The sequence below is a fragment of the Achromobacter sp. 2789STDY5608615 genome (assembly GCF_001298995.1).
Taxonomy (GTDB): Bacteria; Pseudomonadota; Gammaproteobacteria; order Burkholderiales; family Burkholderiaceae_B; genus Achromobacter; species Achromobacter insuavis.
Map to the genome: position 1 here is coordinate 163024 of NZ_CYTY01000004.1, position 23199 is coordinate 186222.

The 23199-nt window shown below is 66.8% G+C and carries 21 protein-coding genes and 1 pseudogene; 8 read left to right on the plus strand and 14 right to left on the minus strand.

From position 1 onward, the window contains the following. Positions 1-129: 129 nt before the first annotated feature. The 10 genes from aspS to AOZ49_RS05105 all read right to left on the minus strand — a co-directional run bounded on the left by aspS (position 130) and on the right by AOZ49_RS05105 (position 10959). On the minus strand, positions 130-1917 hold the full coding sequence (aspS, locus tag AOZ49_RS05060; protein WP_054430835.1) for an aspartate--tRNA ligase: 1788 nt from the start codon (positions 1915-1917) through the stop codon (positions 130-132). A 40-nt stretch (positions 1918-1957) separates the two neighbouring features. Next, positions 1958-2620: a DUF502 domain-containing protein gene (locus AOZ49_RS05065; protein WP_006391987.1), complete on the minus strand. Its 663-nt coding sequence runs from the start codon at positions 2618-2620 to the stop codon at positions 1958-1960. 17 nt (positions 2621-2637) lie between these two features. Beyond that, complete coding sequence (locus AOZ49_RS05070) at positions 2638-2952, minus strand: FmdB family zinc ribbon protein (protein WP_054430837.1); 315 nt, start codon at positions 2950-2952, stop codon at positions 2638-2640. Between the two features lie 246 nt (positions 2953-3198). After that, positions 3199-4482 (minus strand): putative Na+/H+ antiporter, encoded by a 1284-nt coding sequence (locus AOZ49_RS05075; RefSeq protein ID WP_054430839.1) that lies wholly within the window; start codon positions 4480-4482, stop codon positions 3199-3201. A 127-nt stretch (positions 4483-4609) separates the two neighbouring features. Continuing rightward, a complete protein-coding gene (locus AOZ49_RS05080) occupies positions 4610-5506 on the minus strand; it encodes a DUF6999 family protein (protein ID WP_054430841.1) in 897 nt (298 codons plus the stop codon). Continuing rightward, positions 5503-7443, minus strand: coding sequence for a StlD/DarB family beta-ketosynthase (locus AOZ49_RS05085; protein WP_054474525.1), 1941 nt, complete (start codon positions 7441-7443; stop codon positions 5503-5505). Before AOZ49_RS05085 ends, AOZ49_RS05080 begins: the two co-directional genes overlap by 4 nt. 35 nt (positions 7444-7478) lie before the next feature. Beyond that, positions 7479-8387 carry a fatty acid desaturase gene (locus AOZ49_RS05090; protein WP_054474526.1) on the minus strand — a complete coding sequence of 303 codons (909 nt, stop codon included), beginning with the start codon at positions 8385-8387 and terminating at the stop codon, positions 7479-7481. Then, the gene (locus tag AOZ49_RS05095) at positions 8371-9147 is read right to left on the minus strand and encodes a sterol desaturase family protein (protein WP_054430847.1); all 777 of its coding nucleotides are present in this window, start codon (positions 9145-9147) and stop codon (positions 8371-8373) included. The genes AOZ49_RS05090 and AOZ49_RS05095 overlap by 17 nt, the downstream gene beginning before the upstream one ends. A 124-nt stretch (positions 9148-9271) precedes the next feature. Beyond that, positions 9272-10165, minus strand: a complete 894-nt coding sequence (gene dapA / locus AOZ49_RS05100; RefSeq protein ID WP_054474527.1) for a 4-hydroxy-tetrahydrodipicolinate synthase — start codon at positions 10163-10165, stop codon at positions 9272-9274. 308 nt (positions 10166-10473) lie between these two features. After that, positions 10474-10959 carry a GAF domain-containing protein gene (locus AOZ49_RS05105; RefSeq protein ID WP_054430850.1) on the minus strand — a complete coding sequence of 162 codons (486 nt, stop codon included), beginning with the start codon at positions 10957-10959 and terminating at the stop codon, positions 10474-10476. A gap of 167 nt (positions 10960-11126) precedes the next feature. On the opposite strand from AOZ49_RS05105, the gene AOZ49_RS05110 reads away from it, so the two are divergent. The 5 genes and pseudogenes from AOZ49_RS05110 (at position 11127) to AOZ49_RS05130 (ending at position 15981) form a co-directional block, all read left to right on the plus strand. Then, on the plus strand, positions 11127-12329 hold the full coding sequence (locus tag AOZ49_RS05110; protein ID WP_054474528.1) for an aminotransferase-like domain-containing protein: 1203 nt from the start codon (positions 11127-11129) through the stop codon (positions 12327-12329). A 100-nt stretch (positions 12330-12429) separates the two neighbouring features. Continuing rightward, complete coding sequence (ubiA, locus tag AOZ49_RS05115) at positions 12430-13356, plus strand: 4-hydroxybenzoate octaprenyltransferase (RefSeq protein WP_054430852.1); 927 nt, start codon at positions 12430-12432, stop codon at positions 13354-13356. A gap of 70 nt (positions 13357-13426) precedes the next feature. Further along, a complete protein-coding gene (locus AOZ49_RS05120) occupies positions 13427-13837 on the plus strand; it encodes a DUF1090 domain-containing protein (RefSeq protein WP_054430855.1) in 411 nt (136 codons plus the stop codon). 422 nt (positions 13838-14259) lie between these two features. Further along, positions 14260-14649, plus strand: a pseudogene (locus AOZ49_RS05125) (DUF4148 domain-containing protein); the annotation flags it as partial. Between the two features lie 195 nt (positions 14650-14844). Continuing rightward, positions 14845-15981, plus strand: a complete 1137-nt coding sequence (locus AOZ49_RS05130; protein WP_054474529.1) for a saccharopine dehydrogenase family protein — start codon at positions 14845-14847, stop codon at positions 15979-15981. Positions 15982-16059: 78 nt separating this feature from the next. Here AOZ49_RS05130 and glcC read toward each other — a convergent pair whose 3' ends face one another. After that, a complete protein-coding gene (gene glcC / locus AOZ49_RS05135; RefSeq protein WP_054430861.1) occupies positions 16060-16818 on the minus strand; it encodes a transcriptional regulator GlcC in 759 nt (252 codons plus the stop codon). A gap of 237 nt (positions 16819-17055) precedes the next feature. Between glcC and AOZ49_RS05140 the strand changes: the two genes are divergently transcribed. From AOZ49_RS05140 to AOZ49_RS05150, 3 genes are all read left to right on the plus strand, one after another. Beyond that, the gene (locus AOZ49_RS05140) at positions 17056-19230 is read left to right on the plus strand and encodes a malate synthase G (RefSeq protein ID WP_054430863.1); all 2175 of its coding nucleotides are present in this window, start codon (positions 17056-17058) and stop codon (positions 19228-19230) included. Between the two features lie 129 nt (positions 19231-19359). Further along, complete coding sequence (locus AOZ49_RS05145) at positions 19360-19977, plus strand: TetR/AcrR family transcriptional regulator (protein ID WP_054430865.1); 618 nt, start codon at positions 19360-19362, stop codon at positions 19975-19977. A gap of 312 nt (positions 19978-20289) precedes the next feature. After that, positions 20290-21144 carry a cysteine hydrolase family protein gene (locus AOZ49_RS05150; protein ID WP_054474530.1) on the plus strand — a complete coding sequence of 285 codons (855 nt, stop codon included), beginning with the start codon at positions 20290-20292 and terminating at the stop codon, positions 21142-21144. Between the two features lie 80 nt (positions 21145-21224). Here AOZ49_RS05150 and AOZ49_RS05155 read toward each other — a convergent pair whose 3' ends face one another. From AOZ49_RS05155 to AOZ49_RS05165, 3 genes are all read right to left on the minus strand, one after another. After that, entirely contained in the window at positions 21225-21815 is a 591-nt protein-coding gene (locus AOZ49_RS05155; RefSeq protein WP_006392006.1) for a TetR/AcrR family transcriptional regulator, read from the minus strand. A 130-nt stretch (positions 21816-21945) separates the two neighbouring features. Then, on the minus strand, positions 21946-22251 hold the full coding sequence (locus tag AOZ49_RS05160) for a DUF4148 domain-containing protein (RefSeq protein WP_054430871.1): 306 nt from the start codon (positions 22249-22251) through the stop codon (positions 21946-21948). Positions 22252-22330: 79 nt separating this feature from the next. Continuing rightward, entirely contained in the window at positions 22331-22636 is a 306-nt protein-coding gene (locus tag AOZ49_RS05165) for a DUF4148 domain-containing protein (protein WP_054430874.1), read from the minus strand. Positions 22637-23199 lie beyond the last annotated feature (563 nt).

Genomic DNA, 23199 nt, shown 5'->3' on the forward strand with positions numbered 1-23199 from the left:
CCGCGCGTCCCGCGCACAGGCCCAGGCAAGCCCGAGACCCCGCCCCAAGCCAGGCCGCCGGGATCCGGCTCCGCCGGTCCCGCGCGGCGCCCCCTTGAGGGGGAGCGCCGCAGGCGCTCGGGGGTGGGCCTACTTCGGCTCTGCGTTGCGCAGGCGGATGTGCAGCTCGCGCAGTTGCTTCTCGTCGACTTCCGACGGCGCCTGGGTCAGCAGATCCTGGGCGCGCTGGGTCTTCGGGAAGGCGATCACGTCGCGGATCGATTCGGCGCCGGTCATCATCGTGACGATGCGGTCCAGGCCGAAGGCGATGCCGCCGTGCGGAGGCGCGCCGTACTGCAGCGCGTCCAGCAGGTAGCCGAACTTCTCGCGGGCTTCCTCGGCGCCGATCTTGAGCGCGCGGAACACCTTGCTCTGCACTTCCTCGCGGTGGATACGGACCGAGCCGCCGCCGATTTCCCAGCCGTTCAGGACCATGTCGTAGGCCTTGGCGAACGCCTTGCTGGGATCGGTCTCGAGGAAGTCCTCGTGGCCGTCCTTGGGGCTGGTGAACGGATGGTGGGCGGCGGTGTAGCGGCCGTCTTCCTCGTCGTATTCGAACATCGGGAAGTCGACCACCCACAGCGGCTGCCAGCCGGCGGTGAACAGGCCGGTCTTCTTGCCGAATTCGCTGTGGCCGATCTTCACGCGCAGCGCGCCGATGGCGTCGTTGACGACCTTCTCGCGGTCAGCGCCGAAGAAGATGATGTCGCCGTCTTGCGCGCCGGTGCGCTTGACCAGTTCGGCCAGGGCGGCGTCATGCAGGTTCTTGACGATGGGCGATTGCAGGCCGTCGCGGCCCTTGGCCACTTCGTTGACCTTGATGTAGGCCAGGCCCTTGGCGCCGTAGATGCCGACGAACTGGGTGTAGCCGTCGATCTCGCTGCGCGACATCTCGGCGCCGCCGGGCACGCGCAAGGCGACCACGCGGCTGCCGGGCGCCGTGGCGGCGGCGGCGAACACCTTGAAGTCCACGTCGCGCATGACGTCGGTCATGTCGGTGAACTCGAGCTGCACGCGCAGATCGGGCTTGTCCGAGCCGTAGCGACGCATCGCTTCGGTCCAGCTCATGATCGGGAACGGCTCGGCCAGGTCGACGCCCTGCACCACCTTGAAGACGTGGCGGATCAGGTTCTCGAAGATCTCGCGGATCTCGAATTCGTTCAGGAACGAGGTTTCGCAGTCGATCTGGGTGAATTCAGGCTGGCGGTCGGCGCGCAGGTCTTCGTCGCGGAAGCACTTGGTGATCTGGTAGTAGCGGTCGAAGCCCGACACCATCAGCATCTGCTTGAACAGCTGCGGCGACTGCGGCAGCGCGAAGAAGTGGCCGGCGTTGACGCGCGAGGGCACCAGGTAGTCGCGCGCGCCTTCGGGCGTGCTCTTGGCCAGCATCGGGGTCTCGATGTCGATGAAGCCCAGCTGGTCCAGGAACTTGCGGGTCTCGATCGAGACGCGGTAGCGCAGCATCAGGTTGCGCTGCATCTGCGGGCGGCGCAGGTCCAGCACGCGGTGCGTCAGGCGGGTGGTTTCCGACAGGTTGTCGTCGTCCAGCTGGAACGGCGGCGTGACCGACGCGTTCAGGATCTCGACTTCCTTGCACAGCACTTCGATTTCGCCCGAGGCCAGCTCGGCGTTGGCGGTGCCCGCCGGACGCTCGCGCACCAGGCCGGTGACGCGGATGCAGAATTCGTTGCGCAGGCGCTCGGCGGTGGCGAAGGCGGCGTTATCCGGATCGAACACGATCTGCGCCAGGCCCGCGCGATCGCGCAAGTCGATGAAGATGACCCCGCCGTGGTCGCGGCGGCGGTTCACCCAGCCATACAGGGTGACGGTCTGGCCGAGATGGTCGCGGCAAACCTGGCCGGTGTAGCAGGTACGCATCGGGATAACTCCGTTGTGTGCTTGGTAGTAGCGTAAAGGGTTACAGGTCGACGCCCGGCGCGCGCTGCGCGTCCGGCGTCGGAGCGGGCGGCGCCGGCCGGGCGCCCGGCATGGCCGGACCCGGGGCGACGACGCCCATGGAAACGATGTACTTCAAGGCCGCGTCCACGCTCATCTGCAGGTCCACCGTGTCGGCACGGGGCACCATCAGGAAGAAGCCGGACGTGGGATTCGGCGTGGTCGGCACGTACACGCTGATGTGGTCCCCGGGCAAGCGCTCGGCCACTTCACCGCTGGGCGTGCCGGTGACGAATGCGATGGTCCAGCTGCCGGCGCGCGGATACTGCACCAGCACCGCCCGGCGGAACGCCTGGCCGTTCGGGGCTAGCACGGTATCGCTGACCTGCTTGACCGAGTTGTAGATCGAACGCACCAGGGGAATGCGGCCCAGCAGGTTTTCCCACTGGTCCACCATGGTACGGCCGATCAGGTTGGCCGCGAAGATGCCCGTCAACAGTACCACCACGATGACCAGGACGAAGCGGAAGCCGGGAATGTCGACGCCGAACAGCGATTCGGACGACAGGAAGCCAGGCACGAACCCTTCGAGGGTGGCGACCAGCAGCCCCAGCACCCACACCGTGATGACCAGGGGAACCCAGATCAGCAGGCCGGTGATGAAGTACTTTTTGATGACGCGCATACGCATCGCGCGCGTGCTCAGGAAGTGGTGGCCGGTCCCGCGGCCGGCGCGGGGGCAGCGGCCGGAGCCGGTGCGCTGGCGGCCGGCGCGGCGCTGTCAGCGGGCGTCGACGGGGCGCTGGCGCCGGTGGCCTGCTGGCCGCCGCTGCCGTTGCCGCGGAAATCGGTGACGTACCAGCCCGAGCCCTTGAGCTGGAAGCCAGCCGCGGTCACTTGCTTGGAAAACGTGCTCTGGCCGCATTCGGGGCAAACCGAAAGCGGCGCGTCGGAAATCTTCTGCAGGACGTCTTTGGCATGGCCACAGGCGCTGCACTTGTAAGCGTAGATGGGCATCGAGGGCTCCCAGGCGCGGGCCCGGTATATCTATGACCGTCGACCGGACGCTGCGCAAAACCAGGGGCGCGAGGGTCCTCCAACGAGAGGCCCCGGGGCCGGAACTGGCTTGGACCGGACAACGGCCGGGCACGGCCGGAAAAATACGGGAAAGTCTTGAATTTTAGCGGTTTTTCATGAAAGGCCGGCGGCACCCCCCGCGACGGGGCGCCCCGGGGCTCCGGCGGGGGTGCGCGCCCCGCTCCGTCAGACGGGCAGCAGGAACATCAGGGCGGCCACCAGCGTCGGCCCCAGGGCGGACAAAAACAGCCGTCCGGACGAGATGCTGCCGTCCGGGAAATGATTCTTCAGGATGGCGAAACCGGCCGGATTCGGGGCGTTGGCGATCACCGTCAGGCCGCCGCCCGTCACCGCGCCCGCCACCAGCATGTAGCGCCAGGCCTCGCTGGTGCCTTCCACCAGCGACCCCAGGTAGGTCAGCGCGGCGTTGTCGGTGATCGCCGTCAGGGCGGTCGCGCCCCAGAACAGCACGAACGGCTCCAGGCCGCCCAAGAGGTCCTGCAGCCACCACTTCTGCAGGCCGCCCAGCACCACCAGGCCCGCCAGGAAGAAACCCACCATCAGCCCCTCCTTGATGAGCAGGCGGTTCTGGTGGCGCTTGTAGGCCTCGGCAAAACCGATGAACATCATCAGCAGGCCCAGGAAGATCGCCGGATGATGCGCGCTCAGCACCACCGCCACCAGGAACACCAGGTGGATCAGCATCACCAGCGCCGGCACCGGCGGGCGGTTGTCCTTGCCGTCCGGCGCGTCGACCCCGCCGCCCGTGCCCACCGAGCGCTCCAGCAGCGCCTTGCGGCAGATGAAGGTCAGCAGGCCCGCGTTCAGGCACACCGCCACCGCCGCGCGCCAGCCGAAATGCTGCGCCATGAAGGCCGAGTCCCAGCCGAAGGTGGACGCCACCATCAGCACCGGCGGCGCCGCGTACGAGGTCAGCACGCCGCCGATGGAGACGTTGACGAACAGCACGCCGAGCGTCAGGTACTTGAAGCCGGCGCGCCCGCTGCTGCGGAAATAGGCGTCGCGCAGCAGGATGGCCGCCAGCGTCATGGCCGCCGGCTCGGTGATGAACGAGCCGCCCAGCGGCACCAGCGACATCACCACGAAGAACGTCGCCAGCTCCCGCGGCAGCGGCAGCACGCGCGCCGTGGCGCGCACCAGCAGGCCCACCAGCTCCAGGATCGGCCGGCTGGCCGCCACCACCATGATGGTGAACACGAACAGCGGTTCGGTGAAGTTGCGCGTGTCCATGTAGCCGATGGCCGCGGACGGCCCCGACAGCGCCGCCATCGCCACGATCAGGGCGAACGCCCACACGCCGAACACCGCCTCGACCTCGGCCAGCAGGTGCCAGAAGCCGGCGTGCGGGCCGCCGCGATGGGCCAACCGCGCAAACACGGGAACGGAGAAGGTGTGCAACACCGCCACGACGAACAGGAGTGTGGCAATGACTTCTATGGACTGGGGCATCGAAAGCGCTTCCGGAATGGGAATCCGGGTCACGCGCACGCGGCCCCGAATCGGCGGACAAGGGTCGCACTATAGCGTAGCGACCTCGACCCGCCCTATAGGGACAACGCCAGGATCCACCCGTTTTTCAGGCGATCGGCGCCGGCGGTTCGCCGCCCTGCTGCGCGTCCCGCATCTCCATCAGCAGGCTGTGCAGCATCTCGGTAGACAGGCCGTGCAGCACCAGCCGGTAGCCGGCGCGCAGCGTCGACATCGGCACCAGCGGATGGCTGTTGTTGACCAGAATCAGGTGCTGCGGCGCGCCCAGCAGCTTGGCCGCGTAGATGCCGATGGTCTCGTCCAGCTGCAGCGAGTTGGCCGCGCGCCAGAAGTCGTTGTCGGTCAGCATCAGCTGGTAGAGCGGCGTGAACAGTTCGATGGCGCTCTGCAGGTCGAGGAAATTCAGCCTGCCCTGCGGCATGTCCTCGAGCTTGAGACCCGGGTCGCGGATCATCGAGAAGTCGACGCGCTCGGGCGCATGCATCTCCACGCCGGCGTCGCGCAGCGCCTGGTTCAGCCGGATCACGAAGTTGAACAGGTTCAGGTCGTGCTTGACGAACAGCTCGTCCTTGAGATCGTCGATCTCCATCGGCTCGAGCGGCGTGGTGGCCACGCGCACCGGCGAATTGGCCGCGATGAACGCCAGGATCTGCGCGCCCAGGTGGAAATGCCGCAGGATCAGCCAGTTGGCCTCGGGCGACACGAAGCGCTTCAGGCCCCACGCCAGGATGCGGTGCAGCAGCCGCGAATGCGACCAGCGGCGCGGCAGGAAGGTCTTGATGACCTGGATCAGGATGATGAAAGCGCGCGCCAGCGGCCGCAGGAACGGCAGCAGGTACTGGCGCGAGCCGCAGCTCGAATCGGTCAGCCAGGCCTTCTTGACCTTGTCCGGCAGCGGCGTGCTGCGATCCAGGTACAGCGCCAGCCAGGGGCTCGGATCGGCGGGATCGTGCCCCTTGGCCAGGAATTCCGGTTCCTTGTTCATGCGGCGTCATCCTCCATCACGTGATGAAACTGCATCAGGTACAGCGCGGCCGTGCGGCGCGCGGTGTCGACGATGCGCTGCTCGGCGCGGCCGTCCTCGTCGCAGTCCAGCGCCAGTTCCACCGCCGTCAGCCAGCGCGCCAGGTGGTTCTCGTCGTTGTGGCCATGGTATTCCAGGAAGCGGAAGGCGTCCGGCGGCAGCTTCAGGCTGGCCTTGAGCAGCGGCAGCAGGGCCGGCACGATGCGCTGGCCGGTGCCCTCGATGATGTAGATGGCGCCCAGGAGGCCGATCGGGTCGCGCGTGGCGGCCAGGCTGTGCAGATAGGCGTTGAGCGCCTCGCCTCCGGGGTTGCGGCGCAGCGCGTCGATGCTGTCGATGGCGCCGCCGGCCGTGCGGTAGTCCTGGAACAGGATCTGGAAATCGTTCTGCTCCTCGCCGGCATGCATGTCGATCAGCGCGGCCAGCGGCTGGTACTGCTCGGTCAGCGAGGCCGCGCCTTCGCGCATCCACTTGCTGCCCTCGCGCACCTGCGGGATCCAGTTCTCCATCCAGTTCAGGTAGTCGGCGGTCTCGAAGCGGCGGTTGCGCAGGCGCCGCACCACCGGCGTGCGCCAGACGCGCGAGCGGTAGTCGTGCCAGATCGCCGCCAGTTCGGTCAGCAGCTGGCCCAGGCCCTGCGGCGCCATGTCCGGATCGTGCGGCGGCGCGATGGCATCGGCATCGGCGCTGTGCGCGTCCTCGCGCCCGGCCGCGGCCGCGGCCGGCGTGGCGCCCACCACGGCCACCGACGGCGCGGCCTCATGCGCCGCCTCGGCTTCCAGCAACATGTAGGCCGCCATGAAGCGGCCCGACTCGGGGATGTAGCAGAAGATCTGCTCGCCCGGCTTGATCTCGCGCGTTTCCAGGAACTCGGCCAGCATGATCAGGATCGACGCCGCGCCGGTGTTGCCGCGCCAGGCCAGGTTGCTGAACCAGCGCTCGCGCGGGATCACCAGGCCGGCCTTCTCCATCAGGTCCTCGACCACCGGAATGAATTTCTCGGACGAGTAATGGCACAGGAAATGGTCGACCTGATCCGGATCCAGCCAGCCGTCGCGCACCAGCTTGGCGTACTCGTGGATGCCGATGTCGAACAGATGCGGCAGCAGGCGGATGTCCTGGCGCAGCGACAGCGCGCCATCGGCCTCGGCCTCGTTCCACGACGGATAGTCCAGGTGGCCCTTCTGCCGGTCGGCCGACAGGCCCAACTGCATGCAGACCGGATAGTCGCCCGAGAACGAACGCTGGTGCACCCACTTCAGGCGCAGCCGCACGCCCTTGGAGGCGCCCGGCAGCGGCCGGCCGCCGCGTCCCAGCAGCAGCGCGCCAGCGCCGTCCGACAGCATCCAGCGCAGGAAATGCGCATCGAAGTCGGCGTCATAACCACGCGCGGCAAAGCGCGAGCGCTTGAACAGGCGCGACGGCAACTCGGCCGCCACCGCCAGCGCGCTGGCGTGGCCGCCCATCTCGACGCCCTGCGCAGCCACCTGGATCGCCGACACGCCCGCGGCGCAGATGCCGTGCACCGACAGCGTCTCCATCGGATGCGCGGCCAGCTCGCCCTGGATCATGTTGGCAAAGCCCGGCATCAACGCATCGCCGCCCGACGAGCCGCTGGTCAGCAGCGACACGTCCGCCAGGTCGCCGTCATTGCGCCGCAGGCAATCGCGGATGGCGTTGGCGGCCAGCTGCGCGTTGGTGAAAACGGTGGAACCCTCGGCATCGATCGCGTAGTAACGCTGCTTGATGCCGTTCTCGGCCAGGATGCGGCTCTTGATGCGGCTGGACATGCGGTTCAGCGGCGCGATGTAGCTGTCCATGGCCTCGTTGGACACGGGTTCGCCCGGCATGAAATAGCCGGCGCTTTCCAGGTAGACACGATTGAACGCGATAGGCATGGCGGGTCTCTAGTGGCAGGTATGGGGTTGCGGCGCTAGCGCACGTGCTCGGGCGCCATGCACGAGCGGCTGCGAAAGCGCGGCAGGAAGGTGCCCAGCACGAACACGCGGAACATGTACGGCGTCAGGCCGCCTTCGTTCAGCGCGGGCGTCACGCGGGCCCGGTAGTGGTCGCGGTGCAACCGGGTCAGTTCGGACCAGTGCGCGCGCGGACTCTCGTGATGCGCGGTGTGCAGGCCGATGTTGAACAGCAGCGGATTGACCAGCCCTTCGAAATTGCGGGCGTAGTTCAGGCCCGCGACGGCGCGCGGCCCGCCATCGGCGTGCGCGTGCTGCAGGTAGTTGGTGGCCAGCAGCCAGTGCAGGCCATGCAGTTGCGGAATGATGACGAACACCAGCGCCTTGACCGGATTGATCGCCAGCAGGCCGCCCCACAGCCCCAGCCAGGCGCCGTACTGGCACAGGCAATAGCGCCAGGCGCCCGGCCAGTGGCGGCGCAGCCGCCCGAGCCAGGCGAAGAACAGCGGATACAGCACCCACACGGCCTGCGCCGGATGGATCAGGTAGCCCCACAGGTGATTGGTGTCGCCGCCGAAGCGATAGGTGCGCGCCACGTCGCGCGCGCCGTGCTTGAAGCGGTGATGGTTGGCCACGTGCGCCGGATAGAACACGAAGGTGGGATGCCCCTGCAGCAGCGTGATCCAGAAATCGGTGGCGCGATTGGCCCAGCGGCCATGCCACATGCGGATGTGCGTGTGGTTGTGATGGATCACGCCGATGCCCAGCGTCAGGAACAACATCAACGCATACAGCGGCCACCAGAAGCCGTGCAGCCACTGCCACGCCGCCAGGGCGGGCAGCGCGGCCAGGTAGGCCAGGCTCTGCCAATCGCGCCGGTTGCGCAGCGCGGGCAGCCGGCGCCTCTTGCTAAGCCCGTCCGCCAATCGATTCTCGCTGCCGGAAAGCCTCCAGCTGGGACGTCGCCGCCTCGGCCTTCAGCCGGGTGCGGAACAGGCGGTCCATGAAGGTGAACTGGAAGCCGAAATTGCCGTTGTAGCAGGCGTGGTGCAGGTGATGCCGGCGGCTCGCGGCGAACCAGTGCGAATACGACACGTTGGGAAAAAAGTCGTAGTTGGCGTGGCCGATGCAGTTGAAGAACAGGCTGAACAGCGGCACCGACGCCAGCGACCAGAAGCTGAAATCATGCAGCACCATCGGCAGCATGATGACGTTGCCCAGCATCAGCGCTTCGATCGGATGGAAGCTGTAGGTCGAGAACGGCGTGGTCACCACCGAGCGGTGGTGCGGCAGGTGGAAACGGCGCAGCAGCTTGGTGTGCAGCAGCCGGTGGTTGATCCAGAAATGCACGTCGTTCCAGGCCACCAGGGCCAGGATCTCCAGCGTGATTTTCTGCCAGCTGGCATCCGGATCCAGGTGCGCCCAGCCCAGCTGCAGCAGGCCCCAGGGAAAGATCATGCCGGTGCCGAACAGCAGGATCGACACGCCCGACTGCGTGAACTCGCGGCGCAACTGGCCCGGCGCCAGCGGCCGCGGATCGAGCGGCCGGCCGATGCCCAGCGCCGGCAGGATGCGCTGGGTCAGCAGCCAGGTGGCCGCGCCGAAAAGCAGGTAGATGCCGCCGAAGAACAGCAGGCCCGCCAGCATGACCTGCCAGGCGGACAACGCGACAAAAGCTTGGGCCATGAACGTTTTGTTTCACCCCGGAGAATGGCCGCATCATAAGCAATCCGTCAGCCTCGCGGTGAGACATTTATTACCAAATGAATCCGGGCGCCACAAAGCTGCCGCGCCCGGGCGCAACTTCCCGCTATTGGCAGGGAAACTGCCGGTTCAGGCCCGCTACCGCAGCGTCCATGCGCCGCGCCAGCGCCGCGCTGGCGGCCGGCATGGGTTCGCGCAGCTCGTCGCTGAGCAACCCCTGGCGCCCCAGCTGTGCCTTGACCGGTCCCGGGTTGGGCTCGGCGAAGGCCAGCTGGATCACCGGCGCCAGCGCCTGGAACAGCCTGCGCGCCAGGTCCAGCTGCTGCACCCGCACCGCCTGGTGCATGGCCACGAACAGATCGGGACGGATATGCGCGGCCGCCGCGATCAGGCCGCTGCCGCCCAGGCACAGCAGCGACAGCGATTGCAGGTCCTCGCCCGCCAGCACGTTCATGTTGCCGTCGGCGATCAGCGCCAGGGTCTTGTCGAGCGAACCGCCGCAGTCCTTGATCGCGGCGATGTTCGGATGCGCGGCCAGCGACAGCAATGTCGCGGTCTCCAGCGTTGTGCCTGTGCGATAGGGAATGTCGTACAGCACCAGGGGAAAGCGCGAGGCATCGGCCAGGCTGCGGAAATAGGCGGCCGCGCCGTCCTGGCCCGGGCGCACGTAGTATGGCGCCGGCGCCAGGATGCCGGCCAGCGGCCGGGTGCCGAACGCGGCCAGCCGCTGCAGCACGTGGCCCTGGTGATTGCCCGCCAGGCCCATCACCACCGGCATGGCGCCGGCCTCGTTCAGCACGGCGTCCAGCACCGCCAGTTGCTCGGCGTCATCGAGCGCCGCGGCTTCGCCCGTGCTGCCGCAGACGACCAGGCCGTCGACGCCCGCGGCCTTGAAATGGCGCACCAGGCGGCGCAAGGCCCCGCCATCGACGGCGCCGCCGGAAAACGGCGTCACCAGGGGAATCCAGACGCCTTGGAACGGGGATTGATGAGTTTGCATGAACACTCCTTCGGTGTAAGCGGACCGTGGTTGGACCGTACAGAAGTGCTCGGGATACTAGGGGGTGCGCGCGAAGGCGCCGTGGCGCCGCCGTGAGGCCGCTGTTCCGTCGCCCATCTGACGGAACAGCATGCTCCGGTCAGATGAGCGGCTGTTTTTTGGATTTCAGGCCGGCGCAAACCGTCACCACGCCGAGGGCGCGGAACAGGAAAGCGGACTGGAGGGCCTGAGGAATCATGAATGGAATAAAGGGTTGAAACCGGCCGCGAGCGACCGATGCGCAAATCTACCGGGCCGCCGCCACGCTGTCAACGCAGGCTGGCCAGGAAGATCGCGCACAGCGCTTCCATGCCCTGGCGATCGTCTTCGTCGAAGCGGTCCGGCACCGGGCTGTCCACGTCCCACACGCCGATCAACTCGCCCCGGTGCACCAGCGGCACCACGATCTCGGAACGCGAGGCCGCGTCGCAGGCGATGTGGCCGGGGAACGCGTGCACGTCCGGCACCAGCTGCGTCTGGCGCTGGCTGGCGGCCGCGCCGCACACGCCGCGATTGAGCGGAATGCGCACGCAGGCCGGCTTGCCCTGGAACGGGCCCAGCACCAGCTCGGTGCCGTCAAACAGGTAGAACCCGACCCAGTTCAGGTCGGGCAGCGCCTGGTAGGCCAGCGCGCTCAGGTTGGCGGCATTGGCGATGCGGTCGTGCTCGCCGTCCAGCAGGGCGCGGGCCTGCTTGGCCAGTTCGGCGTACAGCGCGGCCTTGGAATCGGCGGTGATCGGGGCGGCTTCAAACATATATCTAAATGTAACTGTACAGGCGATTATCGATGCAAGTGATTTTAGGGGCTGCCCACGATAAAGGGGCCGCCTTGCCACGCTGTGGGACAATAGTTTACGCAGCAACGTCTTTACCGCGCCGTTGTCATCACCCCGTCACCCCCTTCTTGATTAAGAAGCAAACCATGGACAAGCCTCTCGAACCGACGTTCGCATTTTCCGAACGCGCCCTGCAACTCACCAGCTCCGCGATCCGCGAGATCCTCAAGGTCACCGAGCGCCCCGAAGTCATTTCGTTCGCAGGCGGCCTGCCGGCGCCCGGCGGCTTCCCGGTAGAAGTGGTGCGTGCGGCATTCGACAAGGTACTGTCCACCAACGGCCGCGCCGCCCTGCAGTACGGTCCCACCGAAGGCTACGCGCCGCTGCGCCAATGGGTCGCCGACGACCTGAACCGCGCCGGCGCCAATGTCGCCGCCGACCAGGTCCTGATCGTGTCCGGCTCGCAGCAGGCGCTGGACCTGCTGGGCAAGGTGCTGGTCGACAAGGACAGCAAGGTGCTGGTCGAAGACCCCAGCTACCTGGGCGCCCTGCAATCGTTCAGCCTGTACCAGCCCAAGTACGTGCCGGTGCCCACCGATGACGGCGGCCTGATCCCCGAGGCCATCACGCCCGAGCTGGCCGCTGGCGCCCGCTTCCTGTACGCGCTGCCCAACTTCCAGAACCCGACCGGCCGCACCCTCAGCCTGGAACGCCGCATCGCGCTGGTCAAGCGAGCCGCCGAGCTCGGCCTGACCATCATCGAGGACGATCCCTACGGTGAACTGCGCTACGCCGGCGAACCGCAACCGGGCCTGATCGCCCTGGCCGCCGAATACGGCGCCAACGTCGTGCGCCTGGGCACGTTCTCCAAGGTGCTGGCCCCCGGCCTGCGCCTGGGCTACATCGCCGCCGCCCGTCCGCTGATCAACAAGCTGGTGCAGGCCAAGCAGGCCACCGACCTGCACACGCCCACGCTGACCCAGATGGCCGTGTACGAAATCGTCAAGGACGGCTTCCTCGAAGAGCACCTGCCCAACGTGCGCGAGATCTACCGCGCCCAGGGCAGCTGCATGCTGGACGCCATCGCGCGCGAATTCCCCGCCACCGTCAGCTGGACCAAGCCCGAAGGCGGCATGTTCATCTGGGTGACGCTGCCCGAGCACATCGACAGCACCAAGCTGCTGGAAAAGACCATCGCCCAGAACGTCGCGTTCGTGCCGGGCGCGCCGTTCTACAGCGGCGCCGGCCGCGCCAACACGCTGCGCCTGAGCTTCGCCACCGTGCCGGAAGACAAGATCCGCACCGGCATCGCCATCCTGGGCAAGCTGCTCAAGGAATACACGGCCTGAAAACCGGGTCCTGACCAGGCTTGACGGTCCCACGGCCGGGCGCGATGCCCGGCCGTTGTTTTATGCTGTCGGCTTTCCTCCCTTTTCTTTCGCCGTGACAGTGAGCGCTCCGCAACCCTCTCCCGTCGACCTCAGCGACATTGTTTTCACCGACTGGGTCGAACGTTGGCTGCCCAAATCGTGGCGCCCCTACGCCCGGCTGTGCCGGCTCGACCGCCCCATCGGCACCTGGCTGACGCTGCTGCCCTGTATCGCCGCCCTGATCCAGGCCGCCGGCGGCCTGCCCGACCTGCAACGCCTGGTGGTGTTCTCGCTGGGCGCGCTGCTGATGCGCGGCATCGGCTGCACCGTCAACGACATGTGCGACCGCGACTTCGACAAGCACGTCGAACGCACCCGCTTCCGTCCGTTGACCAGCGGCCAGCTCAGCATGCGTAATGCGGTCTGGTTTTTATTTGGCCAATTGGTGGTCTGCGGCTCGCTGCTTTTCTTCCTGAATGGCATGAGCCGCTGGCTCGCGCTGGCCGTTTTGCCGTTCGTTTTCATCTATCCGCTGTGCAAGCGCGTCACCTATTGGCCGCAGGTCGTCCTGGGCATCTGCTTCAACTGGGGCATGCTGATGGCCTGGTCGGATACGCAGAACCACGTGCCCCTGGCCGCCATCGCGATGTGGTTCGGCGCGGTGCTGTGGCAGGTGGGCTACGACAGCATCTACGCCTACGTCGATGTGCGCGATGACCGCAGCCTGGGCCTGCATTCCACGGCCATGCGCTTCGGCGACCAGGGCAAATTGTGGATCGGCGGCTTCTATTTGGCCACCGTGATCCTGTGGGCCTGGGGCGGCTATGCCATCGGCATGTCGTGGGCCTATTACGTCGGCATGGCGGCGATCGGCGTGCACCTGGCGTGGCAGTTGAAGGTGTTCGACATCCAGCGTCCCGACCGCAACTTCATGCTGTTCCGCGCCAACCTCTGGCTGGGCGCGATCCTGGTCGCGGCGGCGCTCGCGGGCACCCTGATCGGCTGATCCGGCGCATTGCGGACGCGCCATGCTTGGGAGATGATGGCCGTTCCGACACGCTTTACGGAGACTCCGCATGTCCGCACTGACCAAAACCCTGCTGGCACTGGCCTCGGCCAGCGCCCTGTTCGGCACCCTGCCGGCCCACGCCCAGGCCACCACCGATTGCTCGGCCCAGCGCGGCTGCGCTGCCAAGTTCTGCCATCTCGAAAACGAAATCACGTATGCGCGCGCCCACGGCAACACGCACCGGGTGGCTGGCTTGCAGAAGGCGCTGGCAGAGGCCAAGGCCTACTGCACCGACAGCCGCCTGCAATCGCAACGCGAAGCCGACGTGCGCGACAAGCAGAACAAGGTGTCCGAGCGCGAAGACGAGCTCAAGGCCGCTCGCGCCAAGGGCAAGCAGGAAAAGATCGACAAGGCCCAGCGCAAGCTGGACGAAGCCCGCGCCGAATACGACGCCGCGCTGGCCGACCTGAACCGCTGACCCCTCCTCCCTTGCCGTATCCGCCCCCCCCCCGGAGCCACGCGCTCCCTTGGGCGGGTTCCACGGCCCCCTTCCCGCACTGCCCGCTGTCATCACCCGCCACTCGCCCGCCGAGGCGTGACTTGTCCGCGCACGCCCGCTGCCTGCCCCGCGGGCCGGAAACCTACCCCGCCCCTCTCGTCCGCGGCCAATGCCGCCAACCACTACCTATTGCGTCATCAAATGGAAATATCGCCACCTATGGTGCCATTTGGTAAGTTCCCAGCCGATTAGTATTCATTTTGGAAAGATGTTTTCAGGTAATAAGGGTTTATCCCAGGGTTATTTGGGCCGAGAATGCATCTCATCGGGACACAGCAAGCGACCCCCGGCAATCAGGCCAGAGGATCGGATCCCAAGCTCAAGACATATGGAGGTCTGCTATGAAAACCCTTGCTACCGCTTTGATGCTGTCCATGTCCGTTCTGGCCGCCGCTGGCGCCCAAGCCGCTGAAGCCGACCAAGGCCCGACGCGCGCCCAGGTTCAAGCCGAACTGCAACAAGCCAAGGTTTCCGGCCAATACACCTTCGGCGAAGAAGGCTACCCCGCCGCTATCGCCTCGAAGTCGAGCCTGACCTCGCAGCAAGTGCAGGACCAACTGGCCCAGGCCAAGAACGCCGGTGAAGTCACCTTCGGCAACATGGACTACCCGCCCGTCGCCCACGCCGCCAGCACCACGTCGCTGAGCCGCAGCCAGGTCCAGACCGAACTGGCCCAAGCCAAGGCGGAAGGCCTGGTCACCTTCGGCAACATGGACTACCCCCCCCATGGGCAGCTGATTGCACGGCCTGGCTTCCAGGCCCGGCAATCGCCCCCAAAGCCCTCCGGCCTCACCCGGGGGGCTTTTCTTTTTGACGTTTCGATCGTCAATTAAGTCATAACGACGTTACTTACAGCCGTTACGACGCTTTGCTATCTACAAATCGACAGCGCCCGCGCATAGGATGAGGCCAACCCATCCCCCTCTATGCAGGAGCCGCACCATGCCCCCCCCTCCCCCAAGCCCATCCTCCTCCTGGGCGCCGGCAAAATCGGTTTCGCCATCGCCCTGATGCTCGAGCGCAGCGGCGACTATTCGGTCCTGGTGGCCGACCAGGATCCGGCGCGGCTGCGCGTTGTCGCGGAATTGGGTTGCGAGACGCGCCAGATCAGCGACGACGCATCGCTGGCCCGCTGCATCGAGGGCCGCTACGCGGTGGTCAACGCCCTGCCGTTCCATCGCGCCATCGCGGTCGCGCAGTTGTGCGCCCAGGCCGGCGTGCACTATTTCGACCTGACCGAAGACGTCGCCAGCACCCATGCCATCCAGGCGTTGGCCAGCGACGCCCGCGCGGTGCTGATGCCGCAGTGCGGCCTGGCGCCGGGCTTCATCGGCATCGTCGGCAATGCGCTGGCGCGGCGCTTCGACACCCTGCTGGACCTGCGCATGCGCGTGGGCGCATTGCCGCGCTACCCGTCCAACAGCCTGCGCTACAACCTGACCTGGAGCACGGAAGGGTTGATCAACGAATACTGCAATCCGTGCGAGGCCATCGTCGACGGCCAATTGACCAGCGTGCCGGCGCTCGAAGGCTACGAGACCTTCGCGCTGGATGGGGTCGAGTACGAGGCCTTCAACACCTCGGGCGGCCTGGGCACCTTGCCGGCGACCTTGCTGGGACGCGCCCGCAACGTGGACTACAAGTCGGTGCGCTATCCCGGGCACTGCAACCTGATGAAGCTGCTGCTCAATGACCTGCGCCTGCGCGATCGTCGCGACCTGCTCAAGGACATCTTCGAGACCGCGATTCCCACCACCGAGCAGGATGTCATCGTCATCCAGGCGCAAGCCTCGGGCCACCGTCACGGCCGACTGGAGGAAGAGTCCTATCCCATCCGCGTGTTCGGCGCCGACGTCGACGGTCACCGGCTCAGCGCCATCCAGCTGTCGACCGCGGCCGGCATTTGCGCGGCGCTGGATCTCGTTGCCCACCAGGTGCTGCCGCAGCGCGGCTTCGTGGGCCAGGAGCAGATCTCGCTGGAGGCCTTGCTGGCCAACCGCTTTGGCCGCGTCTATGCGGGCAAGCCGCTGGCCCTGGCCGGCGCCGTGACCGAAGACCGCTGAGCCCGGCGACGCGCGCGGCATCATCGCGCAGCGGGCCGGCTGTCGGCCCGTCCGCCGCCCCGATCCGCGCGGTCGCGTTCAGGTCCACCCTTCCAGGCGCAGCGTCGCCCGCACCAAACGCTGCTCTTCCTGTTCGATCTCGGCCAGGTTCTGCCGCACGCTGTCGACGTGGTCGGCCGCGGCGCGGCGCGCCTGCTCCGGCTGGCGGCCGATCACCGCATTGAAGAGCCGCGCGTGCTGCTTGTCGATCTGGCGCTTTTCGGGCTCGCGGTGGTACAGGTTGTTCACACAGGCGAACACCGAACCGAGCATCAGGTCGTTGAGCGACTGCAGCGTGTGCACCAGCACCGGATTGTGCGAGGCCTCGCAGATGGCCAGGTGAAAGGCATGATCCAGGTGCGCGTGCGTGGCGGTGTCCGCGGCCTGCGTGTTCACCATATCGTCGTAGCGCCGACGGATCATGATGAAATCGGCCTCGGTGCCGCGCAAGGCCGCCAGCCGCGCCGAATCCGCCTCCAGCAGCGAGCGCACTTCCAGCAGGTCATACAGCGTGCGCGGCTGCGAATTGAACAGATGCATCAGCGGCCCGGCGTCCACCTTCGAGATGCGGGCCACGAACGAGCCCTTGCCCTGCGAGGTATGGATGATCTCGCGCGCGCGCAGCAGCTTGAGCCCTTCGCGCAGCGCGGTGCGCGACACGCCCAGTTTTTCCGTGAGCCGCCGTTCCGATGGCAAGGCCTGGCCGGCCTTCAGGACGCCGTCCAGGATCAGGCGCTCGATGCGCTCCGCCACCTCGTCCGCCACCTGGCGGGGTTTCGCTTCAGTTTCCGCGTGCATTGCGTTCTCCGGACCAGTGGTATGACCATGCCGCCGCCATCCTTGGTCCGTCGCTCCCTGCCTTTGTAAGTTACTGATATAGAACCATAAAAAAACGATGTTTGCCGGACCGCCGCCAAATAAACTGGTATGACCAGCGGTTTTTGATATGGACTTTGGGTCGGGTGCGAACGATGATGTCAGGACCGATTCGCCCGGCGCCCGCGCCGCCCAGACCTACTACCGTCAGAGATCCGCATGACTCAACGCACCCAGCACCACGGCCTGCAAGTGGCGGCCAATCTCAGCCAGTTCATCGAAAAGGAAGCGTTGCCCGGCTCCGGCCTGGATGCCGACGCGTTCTGGAAGGGATTCGCGGCCCTGGTGCATGACCTGGCGCCCAAGAACCGCGCCCTGCTGGCCGAGCGCGACCGCCTGCAGGCCGAACTCGACGCCTGGCATCGCGCCCATCCGGGCCCGATCGCCGATCCGGCGGCCTACCGCCAGTTCCTGGAAGGCATCGGCTACCTGCTGCCGCAGCCGGCCTCGGTGCGCGCCACCACCGACCACGTCGATACCGAAATCTCGCAACAGGCCGGTCCGCAGCTGGTCGTGCCGATGTCCAACTCGCGCTATGCGCTGAACGCGGCCAACGCGCGCTGGGGCAGCCTGTACGATGCCCTCTACGGCACCGACGCGATTCCCGCCACGCCGGGCGACAACGGCGCCGGCTACAACCCCGAGCGCGGCCGCGCCGTCATCGCCCGCGCCCGCCAGTTCCTCGATACCGCCGCGCCGCTGGCGCAGGGCTCGCACGCCGACGCCCGCGGCTACACGGTCGAGAACGGCCAGCTGAAGATCGCGCTGGCCAGCGGCGCCACCACGCTCAAGACGCCGGCGCAGTTCACCGGCTACCAGGGCGACGCCAGCGCGCCCACGGCCATCCTCCTCAAGAACAACGGCCTGCATTTCGAGATCCAGGTCGACCGCGCCCACAGCATCGGCGCCACCGATGCCGCTGGCGTCAAGGACGTGCTGGTCGAGGCCGCGCTGACCACCATCATGGATTGCGAGGACTCGGTCGCCGCGGTCGACGCCGAAGACAAGGTCCACATCTACCGCAACTGGCTCGGCCTGATGAAGGGCGACCTGACCGAGGACGTCACCAAGGGCGGCAAGACCTTCACCCGCAAGCTCAACGCGGACCGCCAGTACACGCGTCCGGACGGCTCGGCGCTGACGCTGCATGGCCGCTCGCTGATGTTCGTGCGCAACGTCGGCCACCTCATGACCAACCCGGCGGTGCTGGACCGCGACGGCCAGGAGATCCCCGAGGGCATCCTCGACGCCGTGGTCACCAGCCTGGCGGCGCTGCAGGATCGCGAGCGCAAGCTCAACTCGCGCACCGGCTCGGTCTACATCGTCAAGCCCAAGATGCACGGCCCGGTCGAGGCCGCGTTCGCCAGCGAGCTGTTCGATCGCGTCGAGGACCTGCTGGGCCTGCCGCGCAACACCCTGAAAATGGGCATCATGGATGAAGAGCGCCGCACCAGCATCAACCTGAAGGCCTGCATCCAGGCAGCGGCGTCGCGCGTGGCGTTCATCAACACGGGCTTCCTCGACCGCACCGGCGACGAAATGCATTCGAGCATGGAAGCCGGCCCCATGCTGCGCAAGGGCGACATGAAGTCCACCGCCTGGATCACCGCCTACGAGCGCAACAACGTGCTGGTCGGCCTGGACGCCGGCCTGCGCGGCCGCGCGCAGATCGGCAAGGGCATGTGGGCCATGCCCGACCTGATGGCCGCCATGCTCGAACAGAAGATCGCCCATCCCAAGGCCGGCGCCAATACGGCCTGGGTGCCCTCTCCCACCGCCGCCACGCTGCACGCGCTGCACTACCATCAGGTGGACGTGCAGGCGGTCCAGCAGGAACTCGAGCGCACCAAGCTCGACAGCGTGCGCGACGAACTGCTGGCCGGCCTGCTGACGGTGCCGGTGGGCGACCGCAGCAAGTGGTCCGCCGCCGACATCCAGCAGGAACTGGACAACAACGTGCAGGGCATCCTGGGCTACGTGGTCCGCTGGATCGACCAGGGCGTGGGCTGCTCCAAGGTGCCGGACATCCACAACGTCGGCCTCATGGAAGACCGCGCCACGCTGCGCATCTCCAGCCAGCACATCGCCAACTGGCTGCGCCACGGCGTCACCAACAACGACCAGGTCATGGAGACCTTCAAGCGCATGGCCAAGGTGGTGGACGGCCAGAACGCCGGCGATCCCCACTACCTGCCGATGGCGGGCCACTTCGACAGCTCGCTGGCGTTCAAGGCCGCCTGCGCGCTGGTGTTCGAGGGCCTGACCCAGCCCAACGGCTACACCGAGCCGCTGCTGCACAAGTTCCGCCTGGAATTCAAGGCCGCCCGCGCCTGAGTCTTCCGCCTCGGCACGCGCAACACCCGGACACCGGGCAGCCCAGGCTGCCCGGTTTTTTTGGGGTGCGCGGCCCCGACCCGGCGCGTTGATCGCGCTTTTTTCGCACAGTCGTGCTAAATTTCCGACATGACTGCCAAGACCGAAAAAAGCGAACTGACCTTCGCGGCCATTGTGGACGCGGCCCTCGACATGGCCGCCGCCCAGGGGCTGGAAAGCCTGTCGCTCGGTCAATTGGCCAAGCGCCTGGGCATCAGCAAGAGCGGCGTGTTCTCGCGGGTGGGATCGCGCGAAGCCCTGCAGCAGGCAGTGCTCGAGGAATACGACCGCCGCTTCGTGGCCGCCGTCTTCACGCCCGCCATGGCCCAGCCCCGCGGCCTGCCGCGGTTGAACGCGCTTGTCACGCTCTGGATCGAGCGCGCCTGCAACGTCGAGCTGCTGACCGGCTGCATCTACGTGGCCGGCGCCTTCGAGTTCGACGACGTCGAGTCGCCGCTGCGGGCGGTGCTTGAAGAGCGCCTCAAGCGCTGGCGCGCCGCCATGGTGCGCACGGTCGGCCAGGCATTGGAAGAAGGCCACCTGCGCCCGGACACCGATCCGGAACAGCTGGTGTTCGAGGTCTACAGCCTGATGATCGGGCTGATGCACGACGCCCGTTTCCTGCGCGATCCGCGCGCCCGCGAACGGGTGCGGGCCGCGTACGAACGGCTGATTTCCACGTATCGCAGCTTCCAGTACATCACGTAGTCGTTGCAACGGATACCGGCACGGGCCGGTATTTCTTTCGGATAATTTCGCACGATCGTGCGAATTTTTGGACAAGGAACGAGATCATGGTCTTCTACATCGGCGGGGCCGTCGTCATCGCGGCGCTGGCGCGTCTCTGGCTGCTGTGGCGCGCCCTCCTGCGCCAGTTGCCGGACCAGCCGCACCATCTGGTGCTGTTCTAGGCGCGGCCACCGGCGGGCAGGCCGGTCCCCGGGGCGGGCCGGCGCGTGGCGCTCGCCCGCGGCGCGCATCCCGGTCTATATTTCACATTCACTCCCCGTCACTGCCCCCATGTCGCGCTCCGTTCACCTACTGATCATCGATCCGCAAAACGATTTCTGCGACCTCCCCGCGGAATATCTCCCCGTCGATCCGCTGACCGGCCGCGCCACCGCGCCCGCGTTGCCGGTGCCGGGCGCGCATGCCGACATGCAGCGGCTGGCGCGCTTCGTCGATGCCGCCGCGCCCGCGCTGTCGGCCGTCACCGTCACGCTGGATTCGCACCATCGGCTCGACATCGCCCATCCGACCTTCTGGCGCGGCGGCGACGGCCGCCCGGTGGCGCCCTTCACGCCCATCACCGCCAGCCAGGTGCGTTCGGGCGCCTTCCTGCCCCGCCACGTCGACGACCTGCCGCGCACGCTGTCCTATCTGGACGAACTGGAGACGCGCGGCCGCTACACCTTGATGGTCTGGCCGGTGCACTGCGAGATCGGCACCTGGGGCCACAACGTCCACCCGGACGTGCGCGCCGCCTATGGCCGCTGGGAAGAGGAAAGCCAGTACATCGTGCGCAAGGTGCCCAAGGGCGCCAACCCCTGGACCGAGCACTACAGCGCGCTGATGGCCGAAGTGCCCGATGCCGATGATCCGCGCAGCCAGCTCAACCGCAAGCTGCTGGACTCGCTGGACCGCTCCGATCTCATCATCGTGGCCGGCGTGGCGGGCAGCCATTGCGTCAAGGCCACGGTCGAGCACCTCGCCGAACATCTGCCGGGCGGCAACCTGTCGCGCGTGGTGCTGCTGACCGACTGCATCAGTCCGGTCACCGGCTTCGCCGACGCGCAGTCCGCCTTCCTGCAGCGCATGCGCGACCTCGGCATGCAGGCGCGCAGCAGCGCGGACATGGCGCGCGCCCTGGGGTAATACCCCCGCGCCGCCCGCGCCAAAAACACAACGGCCGCACGCTTGCGCGTTGCGGCCGTGGCACTGGAAAAACGGATGGATCAGGCGGCGGGCTTGTCCTGGCACTCGACGTACAGGGCGCTGATCGCTTCGCACAGGGCCGGCGGCGCCTGGAACAGGCGTGACACCAGCATGCAGCCCTGCACCGTGGCGAACACCGCCCGGCCGGCCGCTTCGGCGGTGCCCGAAAACTTCAGGGTGCCCTCTTCGGCGCCTTGCGCCAATACACGGGTGAGCCAGGCTTCGTGCGCACGGAAGAATCCCTGCAGCGCGCCGCGCACGCGGTCGGGCAGGCTCATCATTTCGGCGGCCAACATGCCGCCCAGGCACAGTTCGCCGTGGCCGCAAGCCTTCGATTCCATCATCGTCAGATAGGCGTCGAGCTGGGCGTGGGCCGGCTGCGCGGTGTCGATGCTGCGCACCGACGCCAGGGCGCGAGCGCTGTAGGCTTCGACGGCCTCGTAGAGCAGGTCGTCCTTGCCGGGAAAGTAGTAGTGGATGCTGGACGTCTTCACGCCCACGTGCTCGGCCAGGTCGCGATAGCTGAAGCCGTTGCAACCGCGGGTACGGATCAGCTTTTCGGCATGGGCCAAAAGCTGGTCGCGGGTGGTGTTGGGGGTCGGAGTGTCCATGGCTGAATATTACCTACTAATAGGTCGGTTCGTCATCGGCGGTATCCCTAGGCGGTGATCCGATGCAACCGTGCGAACCCCGGCCGGGAATGATCCCGCCCCCCGGGGTTCGCAGTGGCCGTCATCGGACTCAGCCTTGCACGGGCGGGTAGTCCAGTTCGCCGCTTTCGGTCAGGCCCTGGGCGCGGGCGGCGGCCAGTTCCTGCTTCACCTGGGCGCGGCTCTTGTCGCCGGCGCTGGCGAAGGCGGTGGCGGCGTAGCCTTCTTCACCGCTGGCCAGTTCGCCGTTGGCGCGGGCGGCGGCCAGTTCTTGCTGCACTTGGGCGCGGGTCACCGTGCTGTGGGTGTCCACGGCGGGCGGATAGTCCAATTCACCCGCATGGGCGGCGCCCAGGAACGAGGCGGTCAGGATCAGGGCGGATACGAGGGTCTTCATGGTGGATCTCCAGTAAGGATCAGTACGGCACGATTACGTTGTTGCTATCTATCTGTAGATAGATTCGATGGGAAAAAAATCAGCCTTGGACGGGCGGATAGTCCAGTTCGCCACTTTCGGTCAGGCCTTGGGCGCGGGCGGCGGCCAGTTCCTGCTTCACCTGGGCGCGGCTCTTGTCGCTGGCGCTGGCGAACGCGGTGGCGGCGTAGCCTTCTTCGGTCGTGGCCAGTTCACCGTTGGCGCGGGCGGCAGCCAGTTCTTGCTGCACCTGGGCGCGGGTCACCGTGCTTTGGGTGTTCAGGGCGGGCGGGTAGTCCAGTTCGCCGGCTTGGGCGGCGCCGATGAAGGAGGCGGACAGGATCAGGGCGGATACGAGGGTCTTCATGATGTGATCTCCAGATAACGATGGCTAGGGTGTTTCGTTTAAACTATCTACTTATAGGTAGATAACAAGGCAAATAAAAAGGGGTGCTACTGTATTTCTGGTTTGGGGCGACGCTGCGGTGTTGCTGGGTGCTGCGTCGATGGATGAATCTTACCTACTACTAGATAGATAGCGCAAGAGGCTTTTATGAAACTAAATATTTCACACCACCGAACTGCGCTTTTCCTCCCCGCGCCTGCCTGAAGCCCCTCCTCCTCCGGCCGGTCCGTCAGCGGCTGCATAGGACGATCCCGGCCCTCGCGGGCGGCACTGCCTCCGTTGGAAACATCACGCCGTTGCAGCGATGCCGGAATGCGCCCTTTCACCCCTGTTGAAAAGCTGTGGAAAAACCCCGAATCACGGTGCACAAGCTGTGCATATGCTGTGCGCAGCCTGTGGACAGCAAGCCCTCCCGCTACCTGTAGATCCAGCCTGCGGGCGGCTTGCAGGTGGGTGGCGAAGCACGGATCCGAAATCCGGCCGGTTGAGGCACCGCCTCGCCGGCCCGAGGGCGCCAGGGACCT